The 25,663-nt window shown below is 70.4% G+C and carries 22 protein-coding genes; 11 read left to right on the top strand and 11 right to left on the bottom strand.

All coding sequences use genetic code 11. The features are described 5' to 3' along the window. Nucleotides 1-46 precede the first annotated feature (46 nt). From denD to A37E_RS0106240, 5 genes are all read right to left on the bottom strand, one after another. Nucleotides 47-1,024, bottom strand: coding sequence for a D-erythronate dehydrogenase (gene denD, locus A37E_RS0106260; RefSeq protein WP_029555827.1), 978 nt, complete (start codon nucleotides 1,022-1,024; stop codon nucleotides 47-49). Between the two features lie 83 nt (nucleotides 1,025-1,107). After that, a complete protein-coding gene (locus tag A37E_RS0106255; RefSeq protein WP_029555826.1) occupies nucleotides 1,108-1,854 on the bottom strand; it encodes an SDR family oxidoreductase in 747 nt (248 codons plus the stop codon). Nucleotides 1,855-1,882: 28 nt separating this feature from the next. Continuing rightward, nucleotides 1,883-2,584, bottom strand: coding sequence for a GNAT family protein (locus A37E_RS0106250; protein WP_029555825.1), 702 nt, complete (start codon nucleotides 2,582-2,584; stop codon nucleotides 1,883-1,885). Beyond that, nucleotides 2,584-3,429 (bottom strand): isocitrate lyase/phosphoenolpyruvate mutase family protein, encoded by an 846-nt coding sequence (locus A37E_RS0106245; RefSeq protein ID WP_029555824.1) that lies wholly within the window; start codon nucleotides 3,427-3,429, stop codon nucleotides 2,584-2,586. Before A37E_RS0106245 ends, A37E_RS0106250 begins: the two co-directional genes overlap by 1 nt. Before the next feature lie 97 nt (nucleotides 3,430-3,526). Further along, nucleotides 3,527-5,377, bottom strand: a complete 1,851-nt coding sequence (locus A37E_RS0106240; RefSeq protein WP_245279278.1) for an IlvD/Edd family dehydratase — start codon at nucleotides 5,375-5,377, stop codon at nucleotides 3,527-3,529. Nucleotides 5,378-5,595: 218 nt separating this feature from the next. On the opposite strand from A37E_RS0106240, the gene A37E_RS0106235 reads away from it, so the two are divergent. The 7 genes from A37E_RS0106235 (at nucleotide 5,596) to A37E_RS0106205 (ending at nucleotide 13,189) form a co-directional block, all read left to right on the top strand. Then, on the top strand, nucleotides 5,596-6,366 hold the full coding sequence (locus tag A37E_RS0106235; RefSeq protein WP_197022940.1) for an ABC transporter ATP-binding protein: 771 nt from the start codon (nucleotides 5,596-5,598) through the stop codon (nucleotides 6,364-6,366). Further along, nucleotides 6,363-6,995, top strand: a complete 633-nt coding sequence (locus A37E_RS0106230) for an energy-coupling factor transporter transmembrane component T (protein ID WP_029555821.1) — start codon at nucleotides 6,363-6,365, stop codon at nucleotides 6,993-6,995. Before A37E_RS0106235 ends, A37E_RS0106230 begins: the two co-directional genes overlap by 4 nt. A 13-nt stretch (nucleotides 6,996-7,008) precedes the next feature. Beyond that, nucleotides 7,009-7,584: a BioY family transporter gene (locus tag A37E_RS0106225; protein WP_029555820.1), complete on the top strand. Its 576-nt coding sequence runs from the start codon at nucleotides 7,009-7,011 to the stop codon at nucleotides 7,582-7,584. Beyond that, the gene (locus A37E_RS0106220) at nucleotides 7,581-9,041 is read left to right on the top strand and encodes an AMP-binding protein (protein ID WP_029555819.1); all 1,461 of its coding nucleotides are present in this window, start codon (nucleotides 7,581-7,583) and stop codon (nucleotides 9,039-9,041) included. Before A37E_RS0106225 ends, A37E_RS0106220 begins: the two co-directional genes overlap by 4 nt. Beyond that, entirely contained in the window at nucleotides 9,038-10,165 is a 1,128-nt protein-coding gene (locus tag A37E_RS0106215; protein WP_029555818.1) for a thiolase family protein, read from the top strand. The genes A37E_RS0106220 and A37E_RS0106215 overlap by 4 nt, the downstream gene beginning before the upstream one ends. A gap of 20 nt (nucleotides 10,166-10,185) precedes the next feature. Continuing rightward, nucleotides 10,186-11,064: a CHAD domain-containing protein gene (locus tag A37E_RS0106210; protein ID WP_029555817.1), complete on the top strand. Its 879-nt coding sequence runs from the start codon at nucleotides 10,186-10,188 to the stop codon at nucleotides 11,062-11,064. A gap of 370 nt (nucleotides 11,065-11,434) precedes the next feature. After that, nucleotides 11,435-13,189, top strand: coding sequence for an alpha/beta fold hydrolase (locus A37E_RS0106205; protein WP_245279432.1), 1,755 nt, complete (start codon nucleotides 11,435-11,437; stop codon nucleotides 13,187-13,189). 60 nt (nucleotides 13,190-13,249) lie between these two features. Here A37E_RS0106205 and A37E_RS0106200 read toward each other — a convergent pair whose 3' ends face one another. Further along, nucleotides 13,250-14,233 carry a zinc-dependent alcohol dehydrogenase family protein gene (locus A37E_RS0106200; RefSeq protein WP_029555815.1) on the bottom strand — a complete coding sequence of 328 codons (984 nt, stop codon included), beginning with the start codon at nucleotides 14,231-14,233 and terminating at the stop codon, nucleotides 13,250-13,252. Between the two features lie 77 nt (nucleotides 14,234-14,310). Beyond that, entirely contained in the window at nucleotides 14,311-15,288 is a 978-nt protein-coding gene (mbfA, locus tag A37E_RS0106195) for an iron exporter MbfA (RefSeq protein WP_029555814.1), read from the bottom strand. Between the two features lie 94 nt (nucleotides 15,289-15,382). Between mbfA and A37E_RS0106190 the strand changes: the two genes are divergently transcribed. Next, entirely contained in the window at nucleotides 15,383-17,266 is a 1,884-nt protein-coding gene (locus tag A37E_RS0106190) for a heavy metal translocating P-type ATPase (RefSeq protein WP_051678829.1), read from the top strand. A gap of 3 nt (nucleotides 17,267-17,269) precedes the next feature. On the opposite strand, the gene A37E_RS0106185 is transcribed toward A37E_RS0106190, so the two are convergent. The 4 genes from A37E_RS0106185 to A37E_RS0106170 all read right to left on the bottom strand — a co-directional run bounded on the left by A37E_RS0106185 (nucleotide 17,270) and on the right by A37E_RS0106170 (nucleotide 22,690). Then, nucleotides 17,270-18,376, bottom strand: coding sequence for a tryptophan 7-halogenase (locus A37E_RS0106185; RefSeq protein WP_197022939.1), 1,107 nt, complete (start codon nucleotides 18,374-18,376; stop codon nucleotides 17,270-17,272). Continuing rightward, on the bottom strand, nucleotides 18,373-20,493 hold the full coding sequence (locus tag A37E_RS0106180; RefSeq protein ID WP_197022938.1) for a LodA/GoxA family CTQ-dependent oxidase: 2,121 nt from the start codon (nucleotides 20,491-20,493) through the stop codon (nucleotides 18,373-18,375). The genes A37E_RS0106185 and A37E_RS0106180 overlap by 4 nt, the downstream gene beginning before the upstream one ends. 108 nt (nucleotides 20,494-20,601) lie before the next feature. Next, the gene (locus A37E_RS0106175; protein WP_029555810.1) at nucleotides 20,602-21,831 is read right to left on the bottom strand and encodes an argininosuccinate synthase; all 1,230 of its coding nucleotides are present in this window, start codon (nucleotides 21,829-21,831) and stop codon (nucleotides 20,602-20,604) included. 109 nt (nucleotides 21,832-21,940) lie between these two features. Further along, nucleotides 21,941-22,690, bottom strand: coding sequence for a phosphatase PAP2 family protein (locus A37E_RS0106170; RefSeq protein ID WP_038192694.1), 750 nt, complete (start codon nucleotides 22,688-22,690; stop codon nucleotides 21,941-21,943). Nucleotides 22,691-22,800: 110 nt separating this feature from the next. On the opposite strand from A37E_RS0106170, the gene A37E_RS0106165 reads away from it, so the two are divergent. From A37E_RS0106165 to A37E_RS0106155, 3 genes are all read left to right on the top strand, one after another. Continuing rightward, nucleotides 22,801-23,415 (top strand): 2-hydroxychromene-2-carboxylate isomerase, encoded by a 615-nt coding sequence (locus A37E_RS0106165; RefSeq protein ID WP_029555808.1) that lies wholly within the window; start codon nucleotides 22,801-22,803, stop codon nucleotides 23,413-23,415. Nucleotides 23,416-23,691: 276 nt separating this feature from the next. Next, nucleotides 23,692-24,822, top strand: coding sequence for a glycosyltransferase (locus tag A37E_RS0106160; protein WP_156026255.1), 1,131 nt, complete (start codon nucleotides 23,692-23,694; stop codon nucleotides 24,820-24,822). 138 nt (nucleotides 24,823-24,960) lie between these two features. Continuing rightward, nucleotides 24,961-25,659 (top strand): orotate phosphoribosyltransferase, encoded by a 699-nt coding sequence (locus A37E_RS0106155; RefSeq protein ID WP_024280914.1) that lies wholly within the window; start codon nucleotides 24,961-24,963, stop codon nucleotides 25,657-25,659. Nucleotides 25,660-25,663: the final 4 nt, after the last annotated feature.

The raw sequence follows: 25,663 nt of genomic DNA, 5'->3' as shown, positions 1-25,663 counted from the left end.
GCTCAGGCGCCGCGCGGGCTTGGAGCGCCCGCGCGCAACGCCGTCCTCAGTCGGCGATCCTGCCGCCGAGTTCGTCCTCGATGTGGATGCGGATGATCTCCTCGAAGGAGTCTTCCGCCTTGAAGCCGAGCGCGGTCGCGCGCGCGGCATCGAACTTGCGCGGCCAGCCGGAGACGATGGTCTCGATCACCGGATCCGGCACCTTCTTGATGCGCGCCACCGCCTTGTCGCCGGCCACCTCGCGCAGCGCCTCGATCTGCTCGCCCACCGTCACGGCGAGGCCGGGCATGGTGAGGTTGCGGCGGGTGCCGACGCTGGCGCCGTCGAGGGTCGCGGCGTGGATGAGGAAGCCCACCGCCGAGCGCGGCGAGGCGTGCCAGTGCATGACATCCTCCGACACGGGCAGGATCGCTTCCTGCCCCGCAAGCGGCTCGCGGATGATGCCGGAGAAGAAGCCAGAGGCGGCCTTGTTGGGCAGGCCCGGCCGCACGCAGATGGTGGGCAGGCGGATGCCGATGCCGTCGAAGAAGCCGCGCCGGGTATAGTCCGCCAGCAGCAGCTCGCCCATGGCCTTCTGCGTGCCGTAGGACGTGAGCGGCGTGTGGAAATATTCGTCCGGGATCGCCTCCGGGAACGGCGCGCCGAACACCGCGATGGACGAGGTGAAGACGAGGCGGGGCGTATAGCCTTCCATCACCCGCACCGCGTCGAACAGGTGGCGCGTGCCGTCGAGATTGATGCGGTAGCCCTTCTCGAAATCCGCTTCCGCCTCGCCGGAGACGATGGCTGCGAGGTGCAGGATCACGTCGGGTCGGTCCGCCACCAGCGCCGCCGCCTCGCCGGGCACGGAGATGTCGGAGACACGGGTGTCGATGGGAAACGGCGCCTCGGGGGGCTTGGGCGTCACCACGTCGTGGGCGGTGATGCGGGTGATGGGGGTGCCGCCGAGGCGGCCGTCGCGGGCGAGGCGCTCGATGAGCTTGCGGCCGACCATGCCGGCGCCGCCGATGACCAGAATGTGCATGTTGGAAAATCCCTTCGCGCTAGAGCACGCGCCGATCTGATTGCATCGCAATCAGATCGGATAACGCGTTCTCCTTCTTGGAGTCAGAGCGCCCAGCCGCCGTCGATGATGTGGATCTGCCCCGTGGTGAAGGCGCTCTCGTCGGAGGCGAGATAGAGCGCGAGCGCGGCGATCTCCTCCGGCGTGCCGAGGCGCCCCATGGGCTGGCGGCCGATGAAATCGGCGCGCACCTGATCGAGCGAGCGGCCGGTCTGGGCCGAGACGGCGGCGATGCGCTCGTCCAGCGAGGGTGACTGGATGGTGCCGGGGCAGATGGCGTTGGCGCGCACGCCCTTCAGGATGAAGTCGGCGGCCACCGCCTTGGTGAGGCCGATCACTGCCGCCTTGGTGGTGCCGTAGGCATAGCGGTTCGGCACACCACGGATGGAGGAGGCGGCCGAGGCGATGTTGACGATGGAGCCCGCGCCCGTCTCCAGCATGCCCGGCAGGAAGGCCGAGATGGTGCGGTGCATGGATTTCACATTGAGGTCGAAGGAGAAGTCCCAGTCCCTCTCGCTGGTCTCGAAGATGGTGCCCTGATGGACGTAGCCGGCGGCGTTCACCAGCACGTTGACCGGGCCGATCTCCTTTGCGAGCGCCGTCACGGCATCGGTGGAGAGAACGTCGAGCGAGCGCGTCTCAGCGCCCTCGAGGCCGGCGAGCTTACCCGCGTCGAGATCGGTGGCGATCACCCTCGCGCCCTCGCGCACGAAGGTTTCCGCGATGGCGCGGCCGATGCCCTGTCCCGCCGCCGTCACCAGCGCGGTCTTGCCCTGAAGTCGTCCACCCATGGTCTTTCCTCTTTCATTGTCGCGCGGGTTAAAGAGCCGCGCGAATGTCCTCCAGCCGCCGGAGCTGGCGGCCGTTTTCATCGAAATTGTCCGGCGCGAGCCACGCCTCGAAGGCCGCCCTGGCGCGCGGCCATTCGCTGTCGAGCAGGGAGAACCAGGCGGTGTCCCGGTTGCGGCCCTTGACGATCATGTGCTGGCGAAACAGCCCCTCGAAGGTGAAGCCGAGCCGCGCCGCCGCCTGCCGGGAGGGGGCGTTGAGCGCGTTGCACTTCCATTCGTAGCGGCGATAGCCGAGGTCCTCGAAGGCGTGGCGGGCCATGAGATACATGGCCTCCGTCGCCCCCCGCGTGCGCTGGAGCGCCGGGGTGTAGAGGATGTTGCCCACCTCGATCACCCGCTGCGCCGGCTCGATGCGCATGTAGGTGGCATGGCCCACCGCCCGGCCGCTGCCCGTTTCCTCGATGGCGAAGAGCAGCGGGTCCGCCTTCTTCGCGGCTTCGGCGTAATAGGCGGTGAAAGCGGCTTCGTCGGGGAAGGGGGCAGGGGAGAGATAGGCCCACAGGGCCTCCTTCTCCCGCCCATGGGAGAGCGCGAAGAGCGAGGCGGAATGCTTGGCCGCATCGAACGGCACGAGGCGGACGTGGCGGCCCTCCAGCGTCGTCGGTTCCGGCCGGCGGGCGGGGAGGGTGTCCACGGGCGCGCCGAGGGGGATGGCGGGATCTTCGGCCATCACGTGTCGCTCCCGGCGCGGAAGAAGCCGTTGATCTCGGCGAAGGGCACGGCGTCCGCGAACTTCTGGAAGGTGCCGGCGTCGCGGATCTCCTCCACCGAGGCGATGAAGGCGCCCCAGGCGACACGGCTCAGGGTGCTGCCCACGCTGATGCGGCGCGCGCCGAGCCCGGCGAGGTCGGCGACGGAAAGCCCCGTCGATCCCGGCATCAGCACGTTCACCGGCAGCGGCGCCACCGCCTCCACCACGGCGGAGATGTCGTCCCGTGTCCTGATGCCCGGCGCATAGAGGCAGTCCGCCCCCGCCGCCGCATAGGCCTTCAGGCGGGTGATGACCTCATTGAGGTCGGTCCGGCCCACCAGGAAGCACTCGGCGCGGGCGGTGAGGATCACATCCGCGCCTGACGCGTCGATGGCCTTGCGCGCCGCGCGCACCCGCGCCACCGCGTCGTCGAGATCGTAGAGCGGACGCGCCGCATCCCCCGTCGCATCCTCGATGGAGAGGCCGGACACGCCGGTTTCGATGCACAGGGTGACACTCTCGGCGACGCCGGCCGGATCATGCGCATAGCCCGCCTCGAAATCCGCATTCATGGGCAAAGACGTCGCCGCGAGGAGATCGGCGATGTGGGCCAACATCTCGTCCCGCCCCACGGCGCCGTCCGGCCGTCCGGTGGAGAAGGCGTAGCCCGCGCTGGTGGTGGCGAGCGCCTTGAAGCCGGCGGCCTCCAGATAGCGCGTGGTGCCCACGTCCCACGGGTTCGGCAGCACGAAGCAGCCGCTCTCGTGGAGCGAGCGGAAGGCGCGGCGCTTGTCTGCGGGTGAGGACGCGGCGGGCGAGGTCATGATGGCAATCCCGTTCGCCGCCGGGGTGTGGCAGCGGGGGGAGATTAGAGCCGCGGCGGGCGGACGGGAAAGCACCGTCCGCCCGTCCGCATCGCGATCAATGGTTGTCGCGCGGCACGCCCATGGTCTGGGCGATGTGCTGGTATTTCACAGCCGGCTTCAGCACCATGCCCTCGTCGAACTGGGCCACCATGGAGCGCTGGATTTCCTGCCAGGGGGTCTGGCTCTCCGGCGCCTTGTAGCCGCCGTGTCCCTGAAGGTCGGCGCGGCGCTGGGCCAGCTCTTCCGGCGAGAGCAGGATGTCGGCGGTGCAGGTGTTGAGGTCGATGCGCACCCGGTCGCCGGTCCTGAGCAGCGCGAGGCCGCCGCCCGCCGCCGCTTCGGGCGAGGCATTGAGGATGGAGGGCGAGCCCGAGGTGCCGGACTGACGGCCGTCGCCGATACAGGGGAGGGCATGGATGCCCTTCTTCAGGAGGGCGGCCGGCGGCTGCATGTTCACCACCTCCGCGCCGCCGGGATAGCCGAGCGGGCCGGTGCCGCGGATGAACAGCAAGGTGTATTCGTCGATCCCGAGCGAGGGATCGTCGATGCGGTGGTGGTAGTCCTCCGGCCCGTCGAACACCACGGCGCGACCCTCGAAGGCCTCCGGATCGTTGGGGTTGGAGAGGAAGCGGGCGCGGAACTCCTCGGAGATCACCGAGGTCTTCATCACCGCGTTGTCGAACAGGTTGCCGTGCAGCACGATGAAGCCGGCATCCTCCTTCAGGGGCGCGTCATAGGGCTTGATGACCTCGCGGTCCCAGGAGAGTTTGCCCTTGCAGTTCTCGCCCATGGTGCGCCCGTTCACGGTGAGCGCGCCCTCGTGGATCTTGCCCTGCTCGATCAGCTCCGCCACCACCGCCGGCACGCCGCCCGCGCGGTGGAATTCCTCGCCGAGATATTCGCCGGCCGGCTGGAGGTTCACCAGCAGCGGGATCTTGTGGCCCACGGCCTGCCAGTCGTCCACCGAGAGCGGCACGCCCACATGGCGGGCGATGGCGTTGAGGTGGATGGGGGCGTTGGTGGAGCCGCCGATGGCGGAATTCACGCGGATGGCGTTCTCGAACGCCTCGCGGGTGAGGATCTGCGAGGGCTTCAGATCCTCCCACACCATGTCCACGATGCGCTTGCCGGTGTCGTAGGCGATCTGCCCGCGCTCGCGATAGGGCGCGGGGATGGCGGCGCAGCCGGGCAGGGACATGCCGAGGGCTTCCGCCAGCGCATTCATGGTGGAGGCGGTGCCCATGGTGTTGCAGTGGCCCACCGAAGGGGCGGACGACGCCACCACGTCCATGAACTCGTCATAGCCGATCTCGCCGGCGGCGAAGCGCTCGCGGTTCTTCCACACCACGGTGCCCGAGCCCGTGCGCTCGCCCTTCCACCAGCCGTTCAGCATCGGCCCGCCCGAAAGCACGATGGCCGGGATGTTCACGGTGGCGGCGGCCATGATGCAGGCCGGGGTGGTCTTGTCGCAGCCGGTGGTCAGCACCACGCCGTCGAGCGGATAGCCGTAGAGGATTTCCACGAGGCCGAGATAGGCGAGGTTGCGGTCGAGCGCGGCGGTGGGCCGCTTGCCGGTCTCCTGGATGGGATGTACCGGAAACTCGAACGGCACGCCGCCCATGGCCTCGATGCCGGCGCGCACGCGGTGGGCGAGGTCCAGATGGTGGCGGTTGCAGGGGGAGAGGTCCGAGCCGGTCTGGGCGATGCCGATGATGGGCTTGCCGGACTGCAATTCCTCGCGGGTGAGGCCGAAATTCAGGTACCGCTCCAGATAGAGCGCGGTCATGCCGGGATTGTCCGGGTTGTCGAACCACAGCTGCGACCTGAGCTTCAGGCCGTGCTTCTCGGGCTGGTCGCCCTTGCGCTCGATCGTTCCGTTTTTCCCCTGGTCGGCAGGACCGGACATGGCTTTCTCCACTGCTCCGGCGTTCGGGTGCGCCGGATTTTAATCGATTTGATCGGCGGGATTTATGCGCCCGGCGGCGGCGGAAATCAATCCGGGTTTGGAGGCGTTCCGGTGTGCGATGCACCGTCGGGGCGCCTCCCATGCCGATGGCGCGCGCGCCTGGACTCTTGCCTCACCGCGCGAACCGTTTATCGGAAGAGCGCTATCGAGGAGAGGTCATGAGCGAGATGCCCGCCGCCGCCGACACGCGCCCCGCCACCGCGCCCTTCGCGCGGCTCGCCGGGGTCGAGGTGACGCGTGGCGCGCGCACGGTGTTCTCCAATCTCAACCTCACCCTCACCGAACGGCGCATCGGCCTCGTCGGCGACAACGGCTCCGGCAAGTCCACCCTGCTGCGCCTCCTCAACGGGCTGATCCTGCCGGATACCGGCACGGTGACGGTGGAGGGGCTCGACACCCGTCGCGACCGCCGCAAGCTGCCGGCGACGGTGGGCTTCGTGTTCCAGAACGTGGATCATCAGATCATCTTCCCCTCGGTGCGGGAGGAGATCGCCTTCGGCCCCATCCAGCAGGGCACCCCCAAGGCCGAGGCCAATGCCGCCGCCGACCGGCTGCTCGCCCGCCACGGCTGCGCCGGCTGGGGCGATCGGGCGGTGTCGGACCTGTCCGAGGGGCAGAAGCAGCTCGTCTGTATCCTCTCGGCGCTGGCCGCCGGACCTTCGGTGCTGCTGCTGGACGAGCCCTTCTCCAGCCTCGACCTCACCACCCGCCTCACCCTCGCATCCCGTCTCGGCGCGCTCGACGTGACCCTGGTGATGGCCAGCCATGACGTGGACCTGTTCGCGGGCTTCGAGCGCGTGATCTGGCTGAAGGGCGGGGAGGTGGCGGCGGACGGGGCGCCGGCCGATATCGTTCCGCTCTACGAGGCCGACGCGCGCGCCCGCGCCGAGCTGGCGATTGGGCGGCAGGCCGGAAGGGCGTTCCCGTGATCGCCGGCTATCTCTCCGGCCGCAGCCTGCTGCATCGCCTGCCCGCCGGGGTGAAGCTGATCGCGCTCGCGGTGCTCTCGGTGCTGATCGTGCCGCTGGACAGCCCGGTGCTGCTGGCCATGGTGCTCGCCGCCGTGCTCATCGTCTTTTCCAGCTTCGGCCGGCCGGGACTGCGGCGGCTCGCCCAATGGCGGAGCCTCCTGCCGCTGCTCGTCATCATCTTCGCGCTGCAGGTGTGGGCGGCCTCCGTCGAGGTGGCGCTGGCGAGCGTGCTGCGCATCGCCGTGATGGTGCTGCTGGCCGATCTCGTCACCCTCTCCACCCGCATGCAGGACATGATGGATGCGCTGGCCCTGCCCATGCGCCCGCTCAGGCGCTTCGGGCTCGATCCCGAGCGCCTCGCGCTGGCGGTGGCCCTGGTGCTGCGCTTCGTGCCGGTGCTGCTCGACACCTGGCGGGGCCGCGAGGAGGCCTGGCGGGCGCGCAGCCCGCGCCGGCCGGGGCTGCCGCTCATTGGCGCCTTCTTCTCCGGCGCGCTCGCCATGTCCGATCAGGTGGCGGAAGCCCTCGATGCCCGCGGCTTCGGCGCGCCGCGGCGCTCGCGCCCCGCGCGCAAGCCCAGAATTTGAAAGGGACAGATCCATGGACCACCAGATCTTCGAGACGCGCACGCTGGTGCGCATCGCCCTCATCGCCGCCCTCATCGCGGCTTTGGGCTTCGTGCCGCCCATCTATCTGCCCCTCGCGGCCGGCGTGCCCATCACCGCCCAGAGCCTCGGCGTGATGCTGGCCGGCCTGCTGCTCGGCGCCCGCGCCGGGGCGGCGGCGACGGGCCTGTTCGTGTTCGTGGTGCTGCTCGGCGCGCCGCTGCTCTCCGGCGGGCGCGGCGGCCTCGGCGTGCTGGCAAGCCCCACGGCGGGCTTTCTCATCGGCTATGTCGCCGGCGGCTATGTCACCGGCCTCCTCGCCGAGCGGCTCGCCGCCCGCAATCTGCCCGCGTTGGCCACGGCGCTCATCGCCGCCATCGCCGGCGGCATCCTCACCGTCTATGCGTTCGGCCTTCCCGGGCTGGCGATGATGGCCAACATCAGCCTCGCCAAGGCCTTCATCGGCACGTCCGTCTTCCTGCCGGGCGACCTCATCAAGGCGGTGGGCGCCGCGGTGCTCGCCACCACGGTCCTGCGCAGCTGGTCGGTGGCGGCGCCGCACCGGCCGTGAGCATCACGCGCCACCTCGCCCGCCACGCTCTGGAGCGGCCGGAGGCGCCGGCCCTCACCTGCGGCGGTGAAACGCTCACCTATGCCGCCCTCGACGCGCTGGTGGCGCGCTGCGCCGGGCGGTTCGCGGGGGCGCCGGCGGGCGGCATCGGGCTCGATCTGCCCAATGGCGCGGCCCTCGCCCTGCTGTTCCTCGCCGCCGCCCGCGCGGGACGGGAGGCGCAGATCCTCGATCCCGGCTGGCCGGAGGGGCAGCGCCGGCAGGTGCTGGAACGGGTCCGGCCGGGCCTGATCGTGAGCGCGCAGGCGGGCGACATCCGCCTCGATCCGGGGCAGGGCGCGGCGGGGCTCGCCGAGGCGATCGGCGCCGGCCCGGCGAAGGCAATCGCCGAGCCCGCTCCCGACCTGCCCTTCTATGTGGGCTTCACCTCCGGCTCCACCGGCCTGCCAAAAGGCTATCGCCGCGCGCATCGCTCCTGGACCGCGAGCTTCGATGCGGACACGGCGGAATTCGGCATCGGCGCCCACGACGTGCTCCTCGCCCCCGGCGCGCTCACCCATTCGCTCTTCCTCTATGCGCTGGCGCGCGGCATCGATGCCGGGGCCCATGTGCTGCTCTCGCCCAGCTTCCGCCCCCGCATCGCCGCTGAGTTGGCCCGCGCTCATGGCGCCACCGTGCTCTATGGCGTGCCGACGCAGATCGCGCTGCTGCTGGACCATCTCGCCGCCGAGGGCGAGACCCTGCCGGGCCTCACCCTCGTGCTCTGCTCCGGCGCGAAATGGCCGCCGGGGCGGCGGCAGATGCTGGCGCACCTTCTGCCGAACGCGGCCTTTGCGGAATTCTACGGCGCCTCCGAACTCTCCTTCGTCACCGTGGCGAAGGAGGCGGAAAACGTGCCGGCCGGCTCGGTGGGCCGCGCCTTCACGGACGTGCGCCTCTCCATCCGTGATTCGGCCGGGCGGCGGCTGCCGGCGGGTCGCACCGGGCGGGTGTTCGTGGCGAGCCCCTTTTTGTTCATGGACTACGCCACCGGCGACAGCCCGGACCTGTACGTGCAGGGCGACGAGGTGAGCGTCGGCGACATGGGCTTCCTCGACGACGCGGGCTTCCTGCACCTCGTCGGCCGCTCCCGGCGGATGATCGTCACCTCGGGCAAGAACCTCTTTCCTGAGGAAGTGGAGCGCGTGCTGGAAACTCACCCCGCCATCGCCGCCGCCGCCGTGCTGGGCGTGGCGGACGGCAAGCGCGGCGAACGGCTGGTGGCCTTCCTCTCCACGGCCGACGGGGAAGCGCCTGCCCGCGCGGACCTCATCGGCTTCCTCAAATCCCGCCTGCCCCTGTTCAAGGTGCCGCGCCTCTATGCGCGGGTGGCCGACTGGCCGCTGACGCCCACCGGCAAGACCGATTTCCCCGCCATCGCCCGCCTGTGGCCCGAGCGCTGCGAGCTTCTGCCATGAAGGTCGCGCTCCTCGCCGCGAAACGCACGGCGGTCGCCCCGCGCCGCGGCGCCTTCCGCGACGTGCCGGCCCATGAACTTGCGGCGGCGCTGATCGGCCCGGTGCTGGAGGCGGCGGGGGTGGGGCCGGAGGACGTGGACGAGGTCATCCTTGGCAACGCTCTCTCCGGCGGCGGCAACATGGCCCGCGTCGCCGCGCTGGCGGCGGGGCTGCCGGAGGGCGTGCCGGCGCTCACCCTCGACACCCAATGCTGCTCCGGCCTCGATGCCATCCGTCTCGGCGCCGCGCGCATCGCTTCCGGAGAGGCGCGCTATGTGCTGGCGGGCGGGGCGGAGAGCTTCAGCACCGCGCCGTTGCGCGCCCACCGTCCGCGCGAGAAGGATGGGGCGCCGGATTTCTATCGCCAGCCCGCCTTCACCCCTTGGCCGGACCGCGAGATCGCCCTCGACGCCTCAGCCGCCGGCATGGCTGAGGTGGAAGGCATCTCCCGCGCCGATCAGGAGGCGTTCGCTGTCGAGAGCCACCGCCGGGCGCTGGCGGTGCCGGCGGGGGAGGGCGAGATCGTGCCGGTGGCCGGCCTTGCCGCCGATGCCTTCGCGCGCCGCCTCTCGCCCGCGCTGATGGCGCGCCTGCCGGTGCTGGCGGGGGATGCGGCCCATGGCGTCACCGCCGCCACCATCGCGGTGGAGGCGGATGCGGCCGGGCTCGTCCTGCTGGGACCGGCGCAAGCGGGGGACGTGACGATTGCCGGGAGTCTGGCGCGCGGCGGAGACCCGCTGGTTCCCGCGCTTGCGCCCATCGCGGCGGTGGAGGCTCTGTGCACTCGCCTCGGCATCGCCCCGGGCTCGGTGGATCATGTGGAACTGATGGAAGCCTATGCGGCCCAGGCCCTTGTCGCCATCCGCCGGCTGGGGCTCGATGCGGCGCGGGTGAATGCGGGGGGCGGCGCCTTGGCGCGGGGCCATCCCATCGGCGCGTCGGGTGCAATCCTGGCGGTACGGGCGTATCATCGGTTGAGAACGATGGAGACAGGCCGCGCGCTGTGCGCCATCGCTGGTGCGGGTGGCATCGCCACCGCCTTGATGCTGGACCGGGACGGAACCGGCCCGGTGTGCGACCGTTGAGCCCCGGTTCCGGAGCAAAAATGCCCATGCTGGATGTCGCGACCCCCGATGCCGAACGCGTGACCCCGCCCTTGCCTCCGCCCCGCGCGGCGGGCGACGCGCTGGCGGACGCTCTCGCGGCGACCATCGAGACCGTGGCCGCGGCGGTGGCCGATCCCGATCCGGTGGAGATGGTGCACGACGCCCGCAAGGCCATGAAGCAGTATCGGGCGCTGCTCCGCCTCATCCCGGGCGAGGACGCGAAGGCCGAGCGGCGCCGCACGGCAGAGGTGGCGCGCCAGCTTTCCGGCGCCCGCGACCAGGTGGCGGCCCGCGATGCGCTGGACGTGATGGCCCAGGGCGGCTTCCTCCTCGCCTGCGACCAGACCGACGCCGCGGCGGTGCTGGGCGATGACGCCGCCGAGGACGGCGGGGAGCATCGCGCCACGCTCGGCGGCTTTCTCGTCTCCGCCCGCGCCGCGCTGGCCGATACGCTGGCGGCACAGGCGCGGGAGGCGGACGTGGCCAAGGGGCTGGTGAAGGCCTACAGGCACGCCCGCCGCGCGCCCTTCGACACTCCCGAGGCCATGCACGAGGCGCGCAAGCGCGTCGTCACCCACCGCTACCAGATGAGTTTCCTCGCCGAGGCCTTCGGCCATGGGGCGAAGCGCGCCCGCGCCGCGCAGCGGCTGCGTGACCTGCTCGGCGCCTATCAGGACATCGAAACCCTGCGGCCCATGCTGGACGCGGCGGGTGATGCGCTGGCGGAGGGCACGCGGGAGCGGCTCGGCCTCGCCATGGACCGGGCGCAGAAGCGGCTGCGCAAGCGGGCGCAGCGGCAGCACGCGGCGCTGTTCCGCCGCAGCGCCAAGGCCTTTCGCGACAGCTGCCGGGAGACCGTGCGCGTGGCGTCCAATTGACGCGTATCATTGCCGGCTCAGCCTCGGCGCGGCCTGATCGTCATCAAAGCGCCGCGAGAAGCGGCAAAAGCTGAGGTCGCAAAGCTCAAGCGTCCGGCGCGCTGCCGGGCGAGGCTCCGGCATCCGTTTCAAGTCCCGGGCGCCTCCCGCGCCCTGAAGAGATCGGCCGATGGTCAACCTGCCCGCCAATTCGCCCCGTATCCAGCCCCAGACCGTGGGCGGTACGCCCGCCGCAGTGCCGGAGCCGGCTCCCGCGCCCGCCGTGTCCACGCCGGAGGCGCCGGCTCCCGGCGCCGATCTCGCCCGCGCCGCCATGGATTTCTCCAAGCTGCCCGAGGCCGGGCGGCTGATCGCCCAGGCCTGGGCGCGCATGGCCTGCCATGACGAGGAGGATTTCGAGCACGGACCGGGGCCGGAAGCCCTGCGCGCGGTGGACCGTGCCGCCGCCGCGCTCTCCGCCCGCGCCACCTCGGGCCTCTCGCCCACCGCGCTGACTCTGTCGCTGATGGACTGGTGGATGCATCTGGCCGCCGCCCCCGGCAAGCAGGCGGAACTGGCGCTGAAGGCATGGCGCAAGTCCGCGCGGCTCGGCGCCTACATGGTCGCCTCCAGCTTCGACCGGAGCTTTCCCAACTGCATCCAGCCGCTGCCGGGGGACGAACGGTTCAGCGCCCCGGCGTGGCAGGACTGGCCGTTCCGCTTCTGGTACCAGTCGTTCCTGCTGAACCAGCAGTGGTGGCACAACGCCACCCACGGCGTGCCCGGCGTCGCGCCCCACAATGAGGCGGTGGTGGCCTTCGCCGCCCGCCAGCTGCTCGATGTCTTCTCCCCGTCGAACTCGCCCTTCACCAATCCGGAGGTGCTGCGCCGGGCGCGGGAGACGGGCGGGCTCAATTTCGTGCAGGGCGCGCGCAATTTCATGGAGGACGCGGCGCGCAAGGCCTCCGGCCAGCCGCCGGTGGGCGCCGAGGCGTTCGAGGCGGGCCGCAACGTGGCGGTGACGCCGGGCGAAGTGATCTTCCGCAACCACCTCGTGGAGCTGATCCAGTATCGCGCGACCACCGCCACGGTCGCCGCCGAGCCGGTGCTGATCGTGCCCGCCTGGATCATGAAGTATTACATCCTCGACCTGTCGCCGGAGAACTCGCTGATCCGCTATCTCGTGTCCAAGGGCCACACGGTGTTCTGCCTCTCCTGGCGCAACGTGACGGCGGAGGACCGCGACCTCGGCTTCGATGACTATCGCCGCGAGGGCGTGATGGCGGCGCTCGATGCCATTAATGCGGTGGTGCCGGGCGAGAAGGTCCATGCGGTGGGCTATTGCCTCGGCGGCACGCTGCTCTCCATCACCGCCGCCGCCATGGCCCGCGCCGACGACGACCGCCTCGCCTCCGTCACGCTGTTCGCGGCGCAGACCGATTTCTCGGAAGCCGGCGAGCTGCAATTGTTCGTGGACCCCGGCGAGCTCTACACGCTCGAAAGCATGATGTGGGACCAGGGCGTGCTCTCATCCGGGCAGATGGCCGGGGCGTTCGAGATGCTGCGCTCCAACGATCTCGTCTGGTCGCGCCTCGTCCACGAATATCTGATGGGCGAGCGCACGCCCATGAACGACCTGATGGCCTGGAACGCGGACGCCACCCGCATGCCCTACCGCATGCACTCCCAGTATCTGCGCCAGCTCTTCCTCGACAACGACCTCGCCGCCGGCCGCTACAAGGTGGACGGGCGCCCGGTCTCGCTGCAGGACATCGGCGTGCCCCTGTTCGTGGTGGGTACGGAGCGGGACCACGTGGCGCCGTGGCGCTCGGTCTACAAGATCCACCAGCTGACCGACACGGACGTGACCTTCGTGCTGACCTCCGGCGGGCACAATGCCGGCATCGTCAGCGAGCCGGGGCACAAGCACCGGCATTTCCGCCTGCACGAAACCCGCCACGGCGACCACCATCTCGGCCCCGACCAGTGGGTGGAGGCGACGCCCACGCAAGAGGGTTCGTGGTGGCCGGCATGGGAGGCCTTCCTGTCCGCCCGCTCCGCCCCCGGCCACGCGCTGCCACCCTTGGGCGCGCCCGGCTATCCGGTGCTCTGCCCCGCGCCCGGCACCTATGTGATGCAGCGGTAGGGCATTTCACGATACGCATTTTCTTCACGCGAACCGGAATCCACTTCGCTTGAAAATGCTTCAAGGCACCAGCACGGCCGCCCCTTCCAGCCGCCCGCCGCGCAGGTCGTCCAGCGCGCGGTTGGCCTCGGAAAGGGGATAGGGTGTGACGTGGGTGGAAACGCCGGCCTTGGGCGCCAGCGCGAGGAATTCGTGGGCGTCATCGCGGGTGAGGTTGGCGACGGAGAGGATTTTCCGTTCCTCCCACAGCCAGCGATAGGGGAAGGCGGGGATGTCGCTCATGTGGATGCCGCCGCACACCACCCGCCCGCCCTTGCGCACGGCTTTCAGTGCCTGCGGCACCAGTTCGCCCGCCGGGGCGAAGATGAGGGCGGCATCCAGCGGCTCCGGCGGCGGGGCATCCGAGCCGCCGGCATAGACGGCGCCCAGCGTGCGCGCGAAGTCCTGCGCCCGCGTGTCGCCGGGCCGGGTGAAGGCGTAGATCTCGCGCCCCTGCCAGCGCGCCACCTGGGCGATGATGTGGGCGGCGGCGCCGAAGCCGTAGAGGCCGATGCGCTTGCCCTCACCCGCCATCTTCAGCGTGCGCCAGCCGATGAGCCCGGCGCAGAGCAAGGGCGCGAGCGCGATGTCCTCGCCGGCCTCACCGAGGGGATAGACGAAGCGCGCGTCCGCCACCGTATGGCTGGCGAAGCCGCCGTCGCGGGTGCAGCCGGTGAAGACCGGCGCGTCGCACAGGTTTTCGGCGCCCTCTTCGCAATAGGAGCAGCAGCCGCAGGCGCGGCCGAGCCAGCCGACGCCCACCCGCTCGCCGATCGTGAGATGGGAGACCCCCGCACCCAGCGCCGCGACGCGCCCGACGATCTCATGGCCGGGGATGATGGGCAGCCGCGTCTGCGGCAGCTCGCCGTCCACCACATGCAGATCGGTGCGGCAGACGCCGCAGGCGCCGACCTTGATGAGGACTTCCCCCGGCCCTGGCACGGGATCGGGCCGTTCCTCGGCGACAAGGGGACCGCCGACCACTTTCAGGACCATGGCGTGCATGAGGTGCCTCGCGATATCCGAGGCACCCTCTCACGCCTTGGGAGCGGGAGACATGATCTCCCGCAACGGCATATGGGTCAGCTGCCGCCGATGAAGATGCCCGCCGCCAGCACCAGCGCGCCGCCGAGCACCACCTGGAACACCGAGCGCCAGAAGGGCGTCTCCATATAGCGGTTCTGGATGAAGGCGATGGCCCACAGCTCGACGAACACGACGATGATGGCGATGGCCGTCGCGGTCCAGAATTCCGGGATGATGTAGGGCAGAGCGTGGCCGAGGCCGCCCACCGCGGTCATGATGCCGGAGGAGAGGCCGCGCTTCAGCGGCGAGCCCCGGCCGGAGATGACGCCGTCATCGTGCAGGGCCTCGGTGAAGCCCATGGAGATGCCGGCGCCCACCGCCGCGGCGAGGCCGACGAGCAGGGTGGTGTGGGAATCCTGCGTGGCGAAGGCGGTAGCGAAGATGGGGGCCAGCGTCGAGACCGAGCCGTCCATCAGGCCCGCGAGGCCCGGCTGCACGAAGGTGAGCAGGAACTGCCGGCGGGCCTTCTCGTCCTCTTCCTTCTTCTTGTCGGCGGGCAGATAGCGGTCGGCGAGGTTGCCGGCGATCTCCTCGTGCTGCAGCTCGGTCTGGTAGAGGCTTTCGAGCAGCTTGCGGGTGTCGGGATCGGACGTCTTCTTCTGCGCCTTCAGATAGAAGTTGGCGGCCTCGTCCTCCATCCGCCCCACCTCGGCGCGGATGCGCTCGATGCCGAGGTTCACCACGGCCCACACCGGCCGGCGGCCATAATAGCCGGCAATGCTCTCGCGGCGGATCAGCGGCACGGTGCCGCCGTAGCGCCGCTCATATTCGCGGGTGAGGCTGGTCTGGTGGCCGCGCTCCTGCGCCGCCATGCTCTCGAACACCTTGGCCGTGTCGGGATATTCGCTGCGCAGCGCCTCGGCATATTCCATGTAGATGCGCGCGTCGTCTTCCTCGGAGGAGATGGCGAGCGCGAGGATTTCCCGCTCCGAAAGGTCTGCAAACCGGCGGCGGCCGGAGAGAAACGACAACATGCCGGGTGACTCCTGTTTAGAACTCTTCTAACAATCTGATGTTCGCGCGACAACAGCGACGGCAGTGCGACCAAAGCGCCGCACCGGGGGAGAGATGACGGAGCCGGGGCATATCCAGAGCGAGGCCGCCGCCGGGCGGAACCGGTACCTTCTGCTCGCCGCCGCCGTGCTGCCCCTCGCCGTGGGGCTGCTGCTCCAGCTCGCCGGGATGAAGGGGGCCGCCTCGGCCGCCTTCGCCGTGGGCACGGCGCCGGTTCTGGCGGTGCTTCTCCTCGACATCGCCCGCTCCCTGCGCGCGGGCCGGTTCGGCCTCGACGTGCTGGCCGCGCTCTCCATGGCCGCGGCTCTGGCCTTCGGTGAGCCCTTAGCCGGCAACGTGGTCGCGCTCATGTATGCGGGCGGCCAGCAGCTGGAGCGGTTCGCGGAAGGCCGCGCCCGGCGGGAGATGACCGCCCTCGTCGCCCGCGCGCCGCGCGATGCGATGCTCCATCGCGACGGCGGGCTGGTGGTCGTTGCGGCGGTGGATCTGGTGGCCGGCGACCGCGTGCTGGTGCGCTCCGGCGACACCGTGCCCGCCGACGGCGCGGTCATCGGCGGGCCGGCGGTGCTGGACCTCTCCTCCCTGACCGGCGAGACGCGCCCGGCGCGGCTGGAGGATGGCGAGGAGGCCCCCTCCGGCGCGGTGAACGCCGGTGATGCCTTCGATCTCGCCATCCTGCGGCCGGCGGCGGACAGCACCTATGCGGGCATCGTGCGCCTCGTGGAGGAGGCCGCGTCCAGCCGCGCACCCATGGTGCGCCTCGCCGACCGCTACGCGCTCGCTTTCCTTTTCGTCTCGCTGGCCCTCGCCATCGGTGCGGCGATCCTCGCCCACGATCCGCGCCGGGCGCTGGCGGTGCTGGTGGTGGCGACGCCCTGTCCCCTCATCCTCGCCGTGCCGGTGGCGCTCATGGCCGGCCTGTCGCGGGCGGCGAAGCGCGGCGTTCTGGTGAAGAGCGGCGGCGCGCTGGAGAAGCTGGCGCGCGTCCGCGCCTTGGTGGTGGACAAGACCGGCACCCTCACCCACGGCCGCGCCGAACTGGAAGAGGTGCGCACCGCGCCCGATTTCGACCCTGAGGAGGTGCTGCGCCTCGCCGCGTCGCTGGATCAGGCGTCGAGCCATGTGGTGGCGCGGGCGCTGGTCCATGCCGCGCAGGACCGGGGGCTCCCGCTCTCGCCGCCCCTTGGGGTGAAGGAGGACGGCGGCGCGGGGCTTGAGGGATGGGTCGAGGGGCGGGCGGTGGCGGTGGGCGCCACGGCCTATGTGGCTGCCCGCGCGTCCGGCGACTGGAGCGAACTTCGCGCGCTTCTTCCCCCCGCGAGCGCGGTGGTGGCGGTGGCCGTCGATGGCCGTCCGGCGGGTCTGCTGCTGTTCGCCGATCCGGTGCGGGACGACGCCGCCGACATGATCGCCGCGCTGCGCCGGGGCGGCGTGCAGCATGTGGCGCTCGCCTCCGGCGACCGGGCGGAGGCGGTGGATGCGGTGGGCCGCGACCTCGGCCTCGACGCCTGGACTGGGGAATTGAAGCCGGAAGGCAAGATCGCGCACATCGCCCTGTCGCGGGAGACCGCCAATGGCGGCGCGGTGATGATGGTGGGCGACGGCGTGAACGACGCCCCCGCGCTCGCCGCCGCCGACATCGGCGTCGCGCTCGGCGCGCGGGGCGCGGCGGCATCCGCCGAGGTGGCGGATGCGGTGCTGCTGGTGGACCGGCTGGATCGCCTCGCCGAGGCCATGGCCATCGCCCGCCGGTCGCTGGCCATCGCGCGGCAGAGCGTGCGCTGGGGCATCGGCCTGTCGCTGGCGGGCATGGTGGCGGCGGCGTTCGGCTATCTCCAGCCGGTGCAGGGGGCGCTGCTGCAGGAGGCCATCGACGTGGTGGTCATCCTCAACGCCTTGCGCGTGCTCATTCCGGGGCCGGGCGAGGGCGCGGACTGAGCCCTAAGCGGCGGCCTGAACCTGCCTCCGGCGCCAGAAGGTCGCGTCGGGCCAGCGCGTCTCTGCTGCATAGAAGCCCGCGCGCAGCCGTACGCCGGCGGTGAAGCGGGCGAACACGCGGTCCTGATAGACGGTGAAAGCGCCCGCGTCCCCCGCCCGCGCCCCGGCGATGGCGTCGGCGGCGGCGATGCCGTCCTCCAGCGCGCGCGTCAGGCCCTGCGACAGCAGGGGATCGAGGCAGGCGGCGGCATCGCCCACGGCCAGCCATCCGGGTCCGGCGACGGCGCTGAGGATGGCGGTGGGCGCGATGGCGATGCGCGGCGACGTATCGGCGTCCAGCGGGCGGCCGCGCGCGATCTGGGGGCCGATGAGGCGGGTTTCGGCCATGGCTACGCGGAAGGCGGCGGCATCGGCGAAGCGGGCGCCGGCATCGGGATCGGTGGCGAAGCCCACCACCACGCGCCCGCCGGGAATGCTGCTCGCATACCACCAGCCCTCCGGCACGGCTTCGAGGAAGGTGCGGGCGGGCATCTCCTCCGGCTCGGCGAGGGCGAGGAGGCTCCAGTGGAAGGCGATGGCATCCACGGGATTGCGCGCCACCTTGAGGCTGCGGAGCGCCGCCGCGCGCACGCCGCTCGCGTCCACCACCAGCCCGGCCGTGACCTCGAACGGCCCGTTCGCGCCTTCGAAGCGGAGGCGGTGGCCGCTCCCCTCCGCCGACATCATCCGCAGGCGCCCCCCATGGAGCGGCACGCCCGCCGCCAGCGCCCTCAGATCGGCTTCGAAGCCGGCGCGGTCGAGGTGCCAGCCGCCGCCGAAGGGATTGGCGAAGCCGTCATTGTGGTGGGGCTCGACCTTCCCCCACACGGCGGTCGATCCCAGCGAGGGCAGGTGGCCGCGCGCGGTGAAGCGATCCATGAGGCCGAGGCGGGAGAGCAGCGGCAGCGCGGCGCCGGGAATGGTCTCGCCGATGCGGGGGGCATCCCCCGTGCCGGCTTCGAACAGCATGACATCCCCGATGCCGTGCCGCGCCAGCGCGATGGCCGTGGCGCAGCCGGCCGGGCCGGCGCCGATGATGGCGATGCCCACCTCCTCCGTCGATGCGCTCACGGCGCCGGAGGGGTGTTGAAGGTGGGCCAGGGGGCGACCATCTGGCTGGTGTCATTCTCGAAGAAGCAGGCGACTTCGAGGAACGGGTCTTCCGGCGCGGCGGGGCGGGCGTCCGGATTGATCCGGCTCGCCTGCACCACGAATCCCACCTTGTGCCAGTTGACGAGGAAGTCCGACCCCTTCTGGAAGCGCCCGGCATTCGCGGGATAGACGGTGGTCGTCCCCGCCCCGCGCACGGCGAAGAGCTGGCGCCCCGGCACCCACCCCGTGGCGGGATCGAAGCGCGCCAGCGCCTGCGGATAGACCGCCACCGGCCGCTCGGCGGGCCAGGACCAATAGAGCGTCTGGTCGTTGCCGGGGTTCGGATCGCGCAGGTGGGAGGCGCAATGGTTGAAGTCCGAGTGCCAGGGGACGGCCATGAACTTGGTCATGTCGCCCGGCTCCAGCGGCCGGTCCCGCAGGGGGATGTAGCCCACCGACAGGAAGGGCGCGTCGGCGCGGGCCTTCGAATAGTCGAGCACGGCGGCGTTGACGCGGAAGGCGCCGCCGGGGCCGTTCGCCCAATCCTTCACATAGAGATTGGGGTCGCGCACGGGATAGGAGACCTCGATGCCGGGGCTGAAGCGCCCGCCGAGGCAATTGGCGAGCGCCACCCGGTCCAGTTCCTCGCCCGCCCCGAGCTTCAGGCGGCGGCCGGGCGTGAACACGCCTTTGTGCCACTGGCGCAGCAGATGGTACTGGGTGGGCGTCAGCGTCAGGAACGGCCGGTTGGTATCGCCCAGCGCCAGCGGCATCACGGGCGCGCCCAGGACGAGGCTCGCCGGGTCCGAAGGGTTGCGGATGGTTCGGCTGAAGTCGGGAATTTTCTCGGTCGGGCTGTCGGCGGGGGTGATGGCGCCGATGCGGTTGTGGGCGGCGATGGCGGGCGCCGGCAGGTTGGTGTTCCAGCGCTGCTGCATGATGGCGCGGAACAGGGGCGCGGCATCGTCGGCGAAGGCGGCGGAGAAGCCGTCGTTGAAGGCGCCATCGGCGTAAAGCGCCGGCTCCAGCGCGAGCGCGCGCACGAAGGTGTCGTAGACCTCGTCCCAGGCAGTGACGACGTTGCGGGTCTGCGGCGCGAAGCCGGGATCGCCGCAGGTCGCCCAGGCGCCGGCCGCATCCTGCGACGTGCCATCCTCGAAGACGATCCGGGCCGAGACCGGGCCGTCGCTCATGTCGTCGAACCAGTCGGTATTTTCCGCGCCCCATTGATCGCTGACGGAGGGGGCGCTGCCATCGCTCGTGATGCCTTCCGCCGCGCCGAAGCCGGCGGCGAAGATGAGCCGGCCGGTGCCCGCCTCGGTCCTCACGTCGCCGAGCCGGGTCACCGGATCCGCCGGGGTGTGCAGCCGGAAATGGTCCTGCGGGAAGCTCACCGGATAGGCGGGCAGGGGATGCACCGGTGCTCCGCCGCCGCCCGCCTCGGCAAGGCAGCTCGCGGGCGTGGCGCGATCGAACGCCAGGACGCGCCCCTGATCCGTGCGGGCCGAGAGGGCGCGCGGGCCGGGATCGATGACGAGGCGCCTGAGGCGGTCCGGGCTCTCCAGCGGGCCGTCCTGCGGGCGGCGGATGGGCATCAGCTTGCCGTCCGCGAAGCCCGGCAGCGCGGGGAAATGCCCGATGGGGTTCATCATGCCGAAGGTGTTCAGCTTCTTGTTGGCGACGTGCACCTGCCACACGATGTCCACCACCCGCTTGCCGCCGATGACCGCGCCCAGCGTGATCTCGGTGCTCTCGCCGGTGGGCCAGCCGGTGCGGGTGTAGGCATAGATGCGGAAGCGCACGGCCTGCCGCTTGAGCCGTCCCTGTGCGTCGCGAAAGCCGTCCGCGGTGAGGGGCTGGCCGGTCGCGGCATCAAGGGGCAGGCCGCCCCACAGGCCTTCGCCGGAGGGCGGCAGTTCGCCGGCCGCGGTCTCGGGGGCGAGGTAATAGTCCGGGCTGTTGCCGATGCGGGCGACGCCGATGGCGGGATGGATGCGCAGCACCGGGGTCGGGGCATCATCGGCCGCCGCGAGGCCGGAGGTGGCCGCGAGCAAAGTGGAGCCCGCAGCGCCTTTCAGAAGGTCCCGACGATCCATGAATTCCGCCCCCTATCCGGGACGGAGTTTGTCCAAGCCGATGCCGGGGGCAAGCGCAAAAAAAAAGCGCCTGTCCCCGGCGGTCGCGATCCTATTCGGAGATCTTCCTCACTCGGAGATCTTGCGGGCGCGCGAGCCCAGCGTGCGCAGGCGCAGCGCGTTGAGCTTGATGAAGCCGGCGGCGTCGCGGTGGTCGTAGGCGACGGCGCCTTCCTCGAACGTGACCAGCTCCTGGTTGTAGAGCGAATAGGGGCTCTTGCGGCCGATGACGGTGGCGTTGCCCTTGTAGAGCTTCACCGTCACCTCGCCGGTCACATAGGCCTGCGAGTAATCGATGGCGGCCTGCAGCATCTCGCGCTCGGGCGAGAACCAGAAGCCGTTGTAGATCAGCTCCGCATAGCGCGGCATCAGCTCGTCCTTGAGGTGCGCCGCGCCGCGGTCCAGCGTGATGCTCTCGATGCCGCGGTGGGCCGCCAGCAGGATGGTGCCGCCGGGGGTTTCGTAGATGCCGCGGCTCTTCATGCCGACGAAGCGGTTCTCCACGAGGTCGAGGCGGCCGATGCCGTTGGCCTTGCCCAGCTCGTTGAGCTTGGTCAGCAGGCTCGCGGGGGAGAGCGCCTCGCCGTTGATGGCCACCGCGTCGCCCTTGTCGAAGGCGATGGTGATGATCGTCGCCTCGTCGGGAGCTTCCTCCGGCGAGATGGTGCGCTGGTAGACATATTCCGGGGCGTCGTCGGCCGGGTCTTCCAGCACCTTGCCCTCGGAGGAGGAGTGCAAGAGGTTCGCGTCCACCGAGAAGGGCGCCTCGCCGCGCTTGTCCTTGGCGATCGGGATCTGGTGCGCCTCGGCGAACTCCAGCAGGCGGGTGCGGGAGGTCAGATCCCACTCCCGCCAGGGGGCGATGACGGTGATGTCCGGCTCGAGGGCGTAATAGCCCAGCTCGAAGCGCACCTGATCATTGCCCTTGCCGGTGGCGCCGTGGGCGACCGCATCGGCGCCCATCTTGCGGGCGATCTCGATCTGCTTCTTGGCGATCAGCGGGCGGGCGATGGAGGTGCCGAGCAGGTACAGCCCCTCATACACCGCATTGGCGCGGAACATGGGGAACACGTAGTCCCGCACGAATTCCTCGCGCACGTCCTCGATGAAGATGTTCTCAGGCTTGATGCCGAGCAGCTCCGCCTTCTTGCGCGCCGGCTCCAGCTCCTCGCCCTGGCCGAGGTCGGCGGTGAAGGTGATCACCTCGCAATTGTAGGTGGTCTGGAGCCACTTCAGGATGACCGAGGTGTCGAGCCCGCCGGAATAGGCCAGCACCACCTTCTTCACGTCACGCGCCATCACGTCTCTCGGATGTTCGGGGAAAATCGGCGCGGACTATAGGCGCGCGCGGCGGCGTGGCAAGCCGTCTCGGTCAAGGATGGAGTCAGGCGGCGGGTCAGGCTGCTTGTCAGGCCTTGCCGAGAAGCCGGCGCAGGTTCGCCTGGAGAGCGAGGCCGGCATTGCCGATGGCGTCTTCCACAGAGGCATCGGTGGGGCTGCGCGACCGGTCGTAGAGCCAGAGCCGCATGGCGACGATGAGCAGGATGACCAGCACGCCGGAAAACACCACATCGGTGAAGAAGTGCCCGCCGAAGGCGATGCGCAACCCGCCGGCCAGCGCGCCGAAGGAGACCGCCGCCACCATCGCCACCGCCCCCGCCGGGCCGGACACGAGGCTCGCCGGGGCCACCAGCCAGAAGCCCAGCGAGCCCTCTCCGGAGACGAAGGAGCAGTTGCTGGGGCAGGTGCCGTCGGTGGCATACCAGGGGCGGAAGGTGTCCTTGCCGCCGAAGGAGTCCACATGCACCGGCCGCGGCCGGCCCCAATGCTCCTTCAGGATGCCGTTGACGAGGAGGCCCGGCCCCAGCGCCATGGTGACGGCGAGCAGCACCGCCGCCCGCGCCGGCATGAACATTTTACCCCGGGGAAAAATGAACTTGAGGAGGATGGCGGCGAAGGCCGGGCCGGCGAAGACCCAGGGCAGCCAGTTGGCGAGGGTGCGGATATTGGCCGCCCAGCCGAGGCCGGCCACGCCGAAAGTGCGCCGGCTGGCGTTCCAGAACAGGCTGGAGATGGCCATGTCCCATTCGGGGAACACCGTGAAGAGGATCGCCACCGCGGCCCCGATCACCAGCGCGAAGAACAGCACCCACTTCACCGCGTCGCCAGCTCCGATCCGGAATTGATTCAGCCGATTGATTCAGACCCTTGCACGCGGAGCTTCCCCCGCCGCACTCTTCCGCCGCGATGTACAGGCCGGAGACGCCCATGGCCAGCGGCAGCCTCGATTTCTATTACGAGTTCGCTTCGCCCTATTCCTATCTCGCCGCCTGCCGCATCGCCGCCTTGGCCGAGCTTGCGGACGTGCGGGTGCACTGGAAGCCGTTCCTGCTCGGCCCCATCTTTGCCGCGCAGGGCTACGCAAGCTCGCCGTTCAACGTCTATCCCCTGAAGGGTGCGCATATGTGGCGGGATCTCGACCGCCTCGCCGCCGCCCAGCGCCTGCCGCCCATCACCAAGCCGGCGACCTTTCCGGCCAACGGCCTTCTGGCGGCGCGGGTGGCGATGCACCTCAACGATGCGTGCCGCCCCTCCTTCACCCGCGCCTTGTTCTCCGCCGAATTTGCGCAGGGGCGCGACATTTCGGACCGGGAGACCATCCGTCAGGTGCTCGCCGGCCTCGGCCACTTCTGGGACGAGGTGATCGCCGACGCCGAATCCGAGGTGAACAAGGCGCGTCTGCGCGCGCAGACGGAGGAGGCGCAGGCCCGCGGCGTGTTCGGTGCGCCCACCTTCTTCACCACCGACGGCGAGCTGTTCTGGGGCAACGACCGGCTGGAAATGGCGCTCGACCACGCCCGGAGCCTCGCCCGGAAGGGATGAGGGACGACCGTTTGCCCCGGCGGCGATCTGCGGGAGCCGCATCCCAAGCCGCATCCCAGAAGAATGCGGTCCAGCACCGTTGCCCCTTTTCGGCCCGGAGTTGGCGGTACGTCGTTCATCCTTGATGAGCATGCCGTGCGTCAGCACCAAGGGGGATCGGTGGACGTTGTATTTCTGGACGGCGGTCTGAATGCCGTTGGCGGGCACAGCTACAGTCTGGTCAGGACGGTGGGGGCCGCGGTCGCGGCGCGGGGCCATCGCGTGCGGATCTTCGGCATGCGCAGCATGAATCGGGAGATGGCGGACGAGCTGGGTGCCATCCCCCATTTCAGCGCATCGCTCTATGACAGCGTCCAGCCGACGCGGTGGGAGATGGCCAGGCACCGCCTCGGGGGCGCCGTGCGCCTGCGACATGCCCGCTCGCACCTTCTGCGGGAGCGGCTCAGCGCGGAACGGCTCAATTCCGGCTTCCGCGCCGATCTGGAGGCCTTGCCCGCCGGTGTGCTGGCGCGGGGATCGCTCGTGATCTTCCCCAACGTCATGCAAAACCAGATCTTGGGTGTCGTCCAGGCGCTGAGCGCGCTGCCCGAGGCCGGACGGCCCCGCGTCGTCTGCCAGCTGATGTTCGCGCCCGACTGGCTTCCCTGGCGACGGTCCGGCCAGCTGGGACCGGGCATCTACAGGCAGGCGTTCGCGCTGGCGCGGCCGCTGCTGGGCCGCAGCCTCGTGTTCGGCACCGAAAATGCGGCCATCGCCGATCTCTACCGGGAGGGCTACGGCATCGATCCCATCCGCCTTCCGGTTCCGTTCGGCAATGTGGAGCGGGCGCGGCCGTTGCCGGAGCGGCCGGTGTTCGGCTTCTTCGGTGTTTCCAAGAACGACAAGGGGTTTCATCTCCTGCCCGAGGCCATCCGCCTGTGCCGGGCGCAGGGCCTCGCCGCGGATTTCGTGGTCCAGGTGCAGCAGTGCGGGCACGAGGCCGAGACGGCGGCGGCCGAGCGGGCGCTGCGTGCGCTCCCTTATGTGCGCGTCATCGACGGGGTTCTGACGGACGAGGCCTTCGCCGCGGAATCCCGCAAGGTGGATGCCATGCTGCTGCCCTATGACCCTGAGGTGTTCGGCATGCGCGGCTCGGGCATCTTCACCCAGTCCGCCGCCGCCGGACGGCCGGTGGTGGCCGCCGCCGGGACGTTCGCCGGCACATCGGTCGCCAGCGGCGCGGCCGAGGGGGAGGTCTTCGCCCCTTACGCCGCCGCCACCTTCGCCGGTGCGATCCTGCGGCTGGCCGGCCGACTCAGGGACAGCCATGCGCGCGCCGCGCAGCTCGCCGGCCGGTTCGCGCAGGCGACCAGCGCGGAGGCCTATGTGGATGCCTTGCTGGCGCAGGCGGAGCCCCCGTCCGCCTGAGCCCGGCCGGGCCGGCGCAGCCGGGGCGACCTGCGGCGCTTTTTCCCCTCGCGCGTCACCGGGCCTGTCGCAATGCCGCTCCGCTCTGATATATGCGCGTCACACACAAGCGACGAAACCGCGACGAAGGCTTCACTCATGGCGAATGTCACTGCTTTCCCGGACAAGGCTACCATCGCCGAGCAGACGGCGCGGATGCTGCTCGAGGTCGAGGCGGTGCGCTTTTCCTCCGGCGAGCCCTTCATCTTCACCTCGGGCTGGGCGAGCCCGGTCTATATCGACTGCCGGCGCCTCATCTCCTTCCCCCGCGTGCGCCAGACGCTGGTGGATTTCGGCATCTCCACCATCTACCGCGAGATCGGCTACGAGCAGTTCGACACGGTGGCGGGTGGCGAGACGGCGGGCATTCCTTTCGCCGCCTGGGTCGCCGACCGGATGATGCTGCCCATGCAGTATGTGCGCAAGAAGCCCAAGGGCTTCGGCCGCAATGCCCAGATCGAGGGCCACCTCGCCCCCGGCGAGCGGGTGCTCCTGGTCGAGGACCTGACCACCGACGGCAAGAGCAAGGTCAATTTCGTCAATGCCTTGCGTGAGGCCGGGGCGGAGTGCCAGCACTGCTTCGTGTTCTTCTATTACGACATCTTCTCCGAGGCCTCGGGCATCCTGGACAGCGCCGGCCTCAGCCTCCACCGCCTCGCCACCTGGTGGGACGTGCTGGCGCAGGTGAAGAAGATGAACCGCTTCGAATCGAAGCAGGTGGCCGAGATCGAATCGTTCCTCAACGATCCGCACAGCTGGTCCAAGGCCCACGGCGGCACCGCCACCACCGGCGAGTGACGCC

This window comes from Xanthobacter sp. 91, assembly GCF_000702385.1.
Taxonomy (GTDB): Bacteria; Pseudomonadota; Alphaproteobacteria; order Rhizobiales; family Xanthobacteraceae; genus Xanthobacter; species Xanthobacter aminoxidans.
The sequence above is the reverse complement of the archived record's forward strand: the minus strand, read 5'-3'. Positions and strand labels throughout refer to the sequence as shown.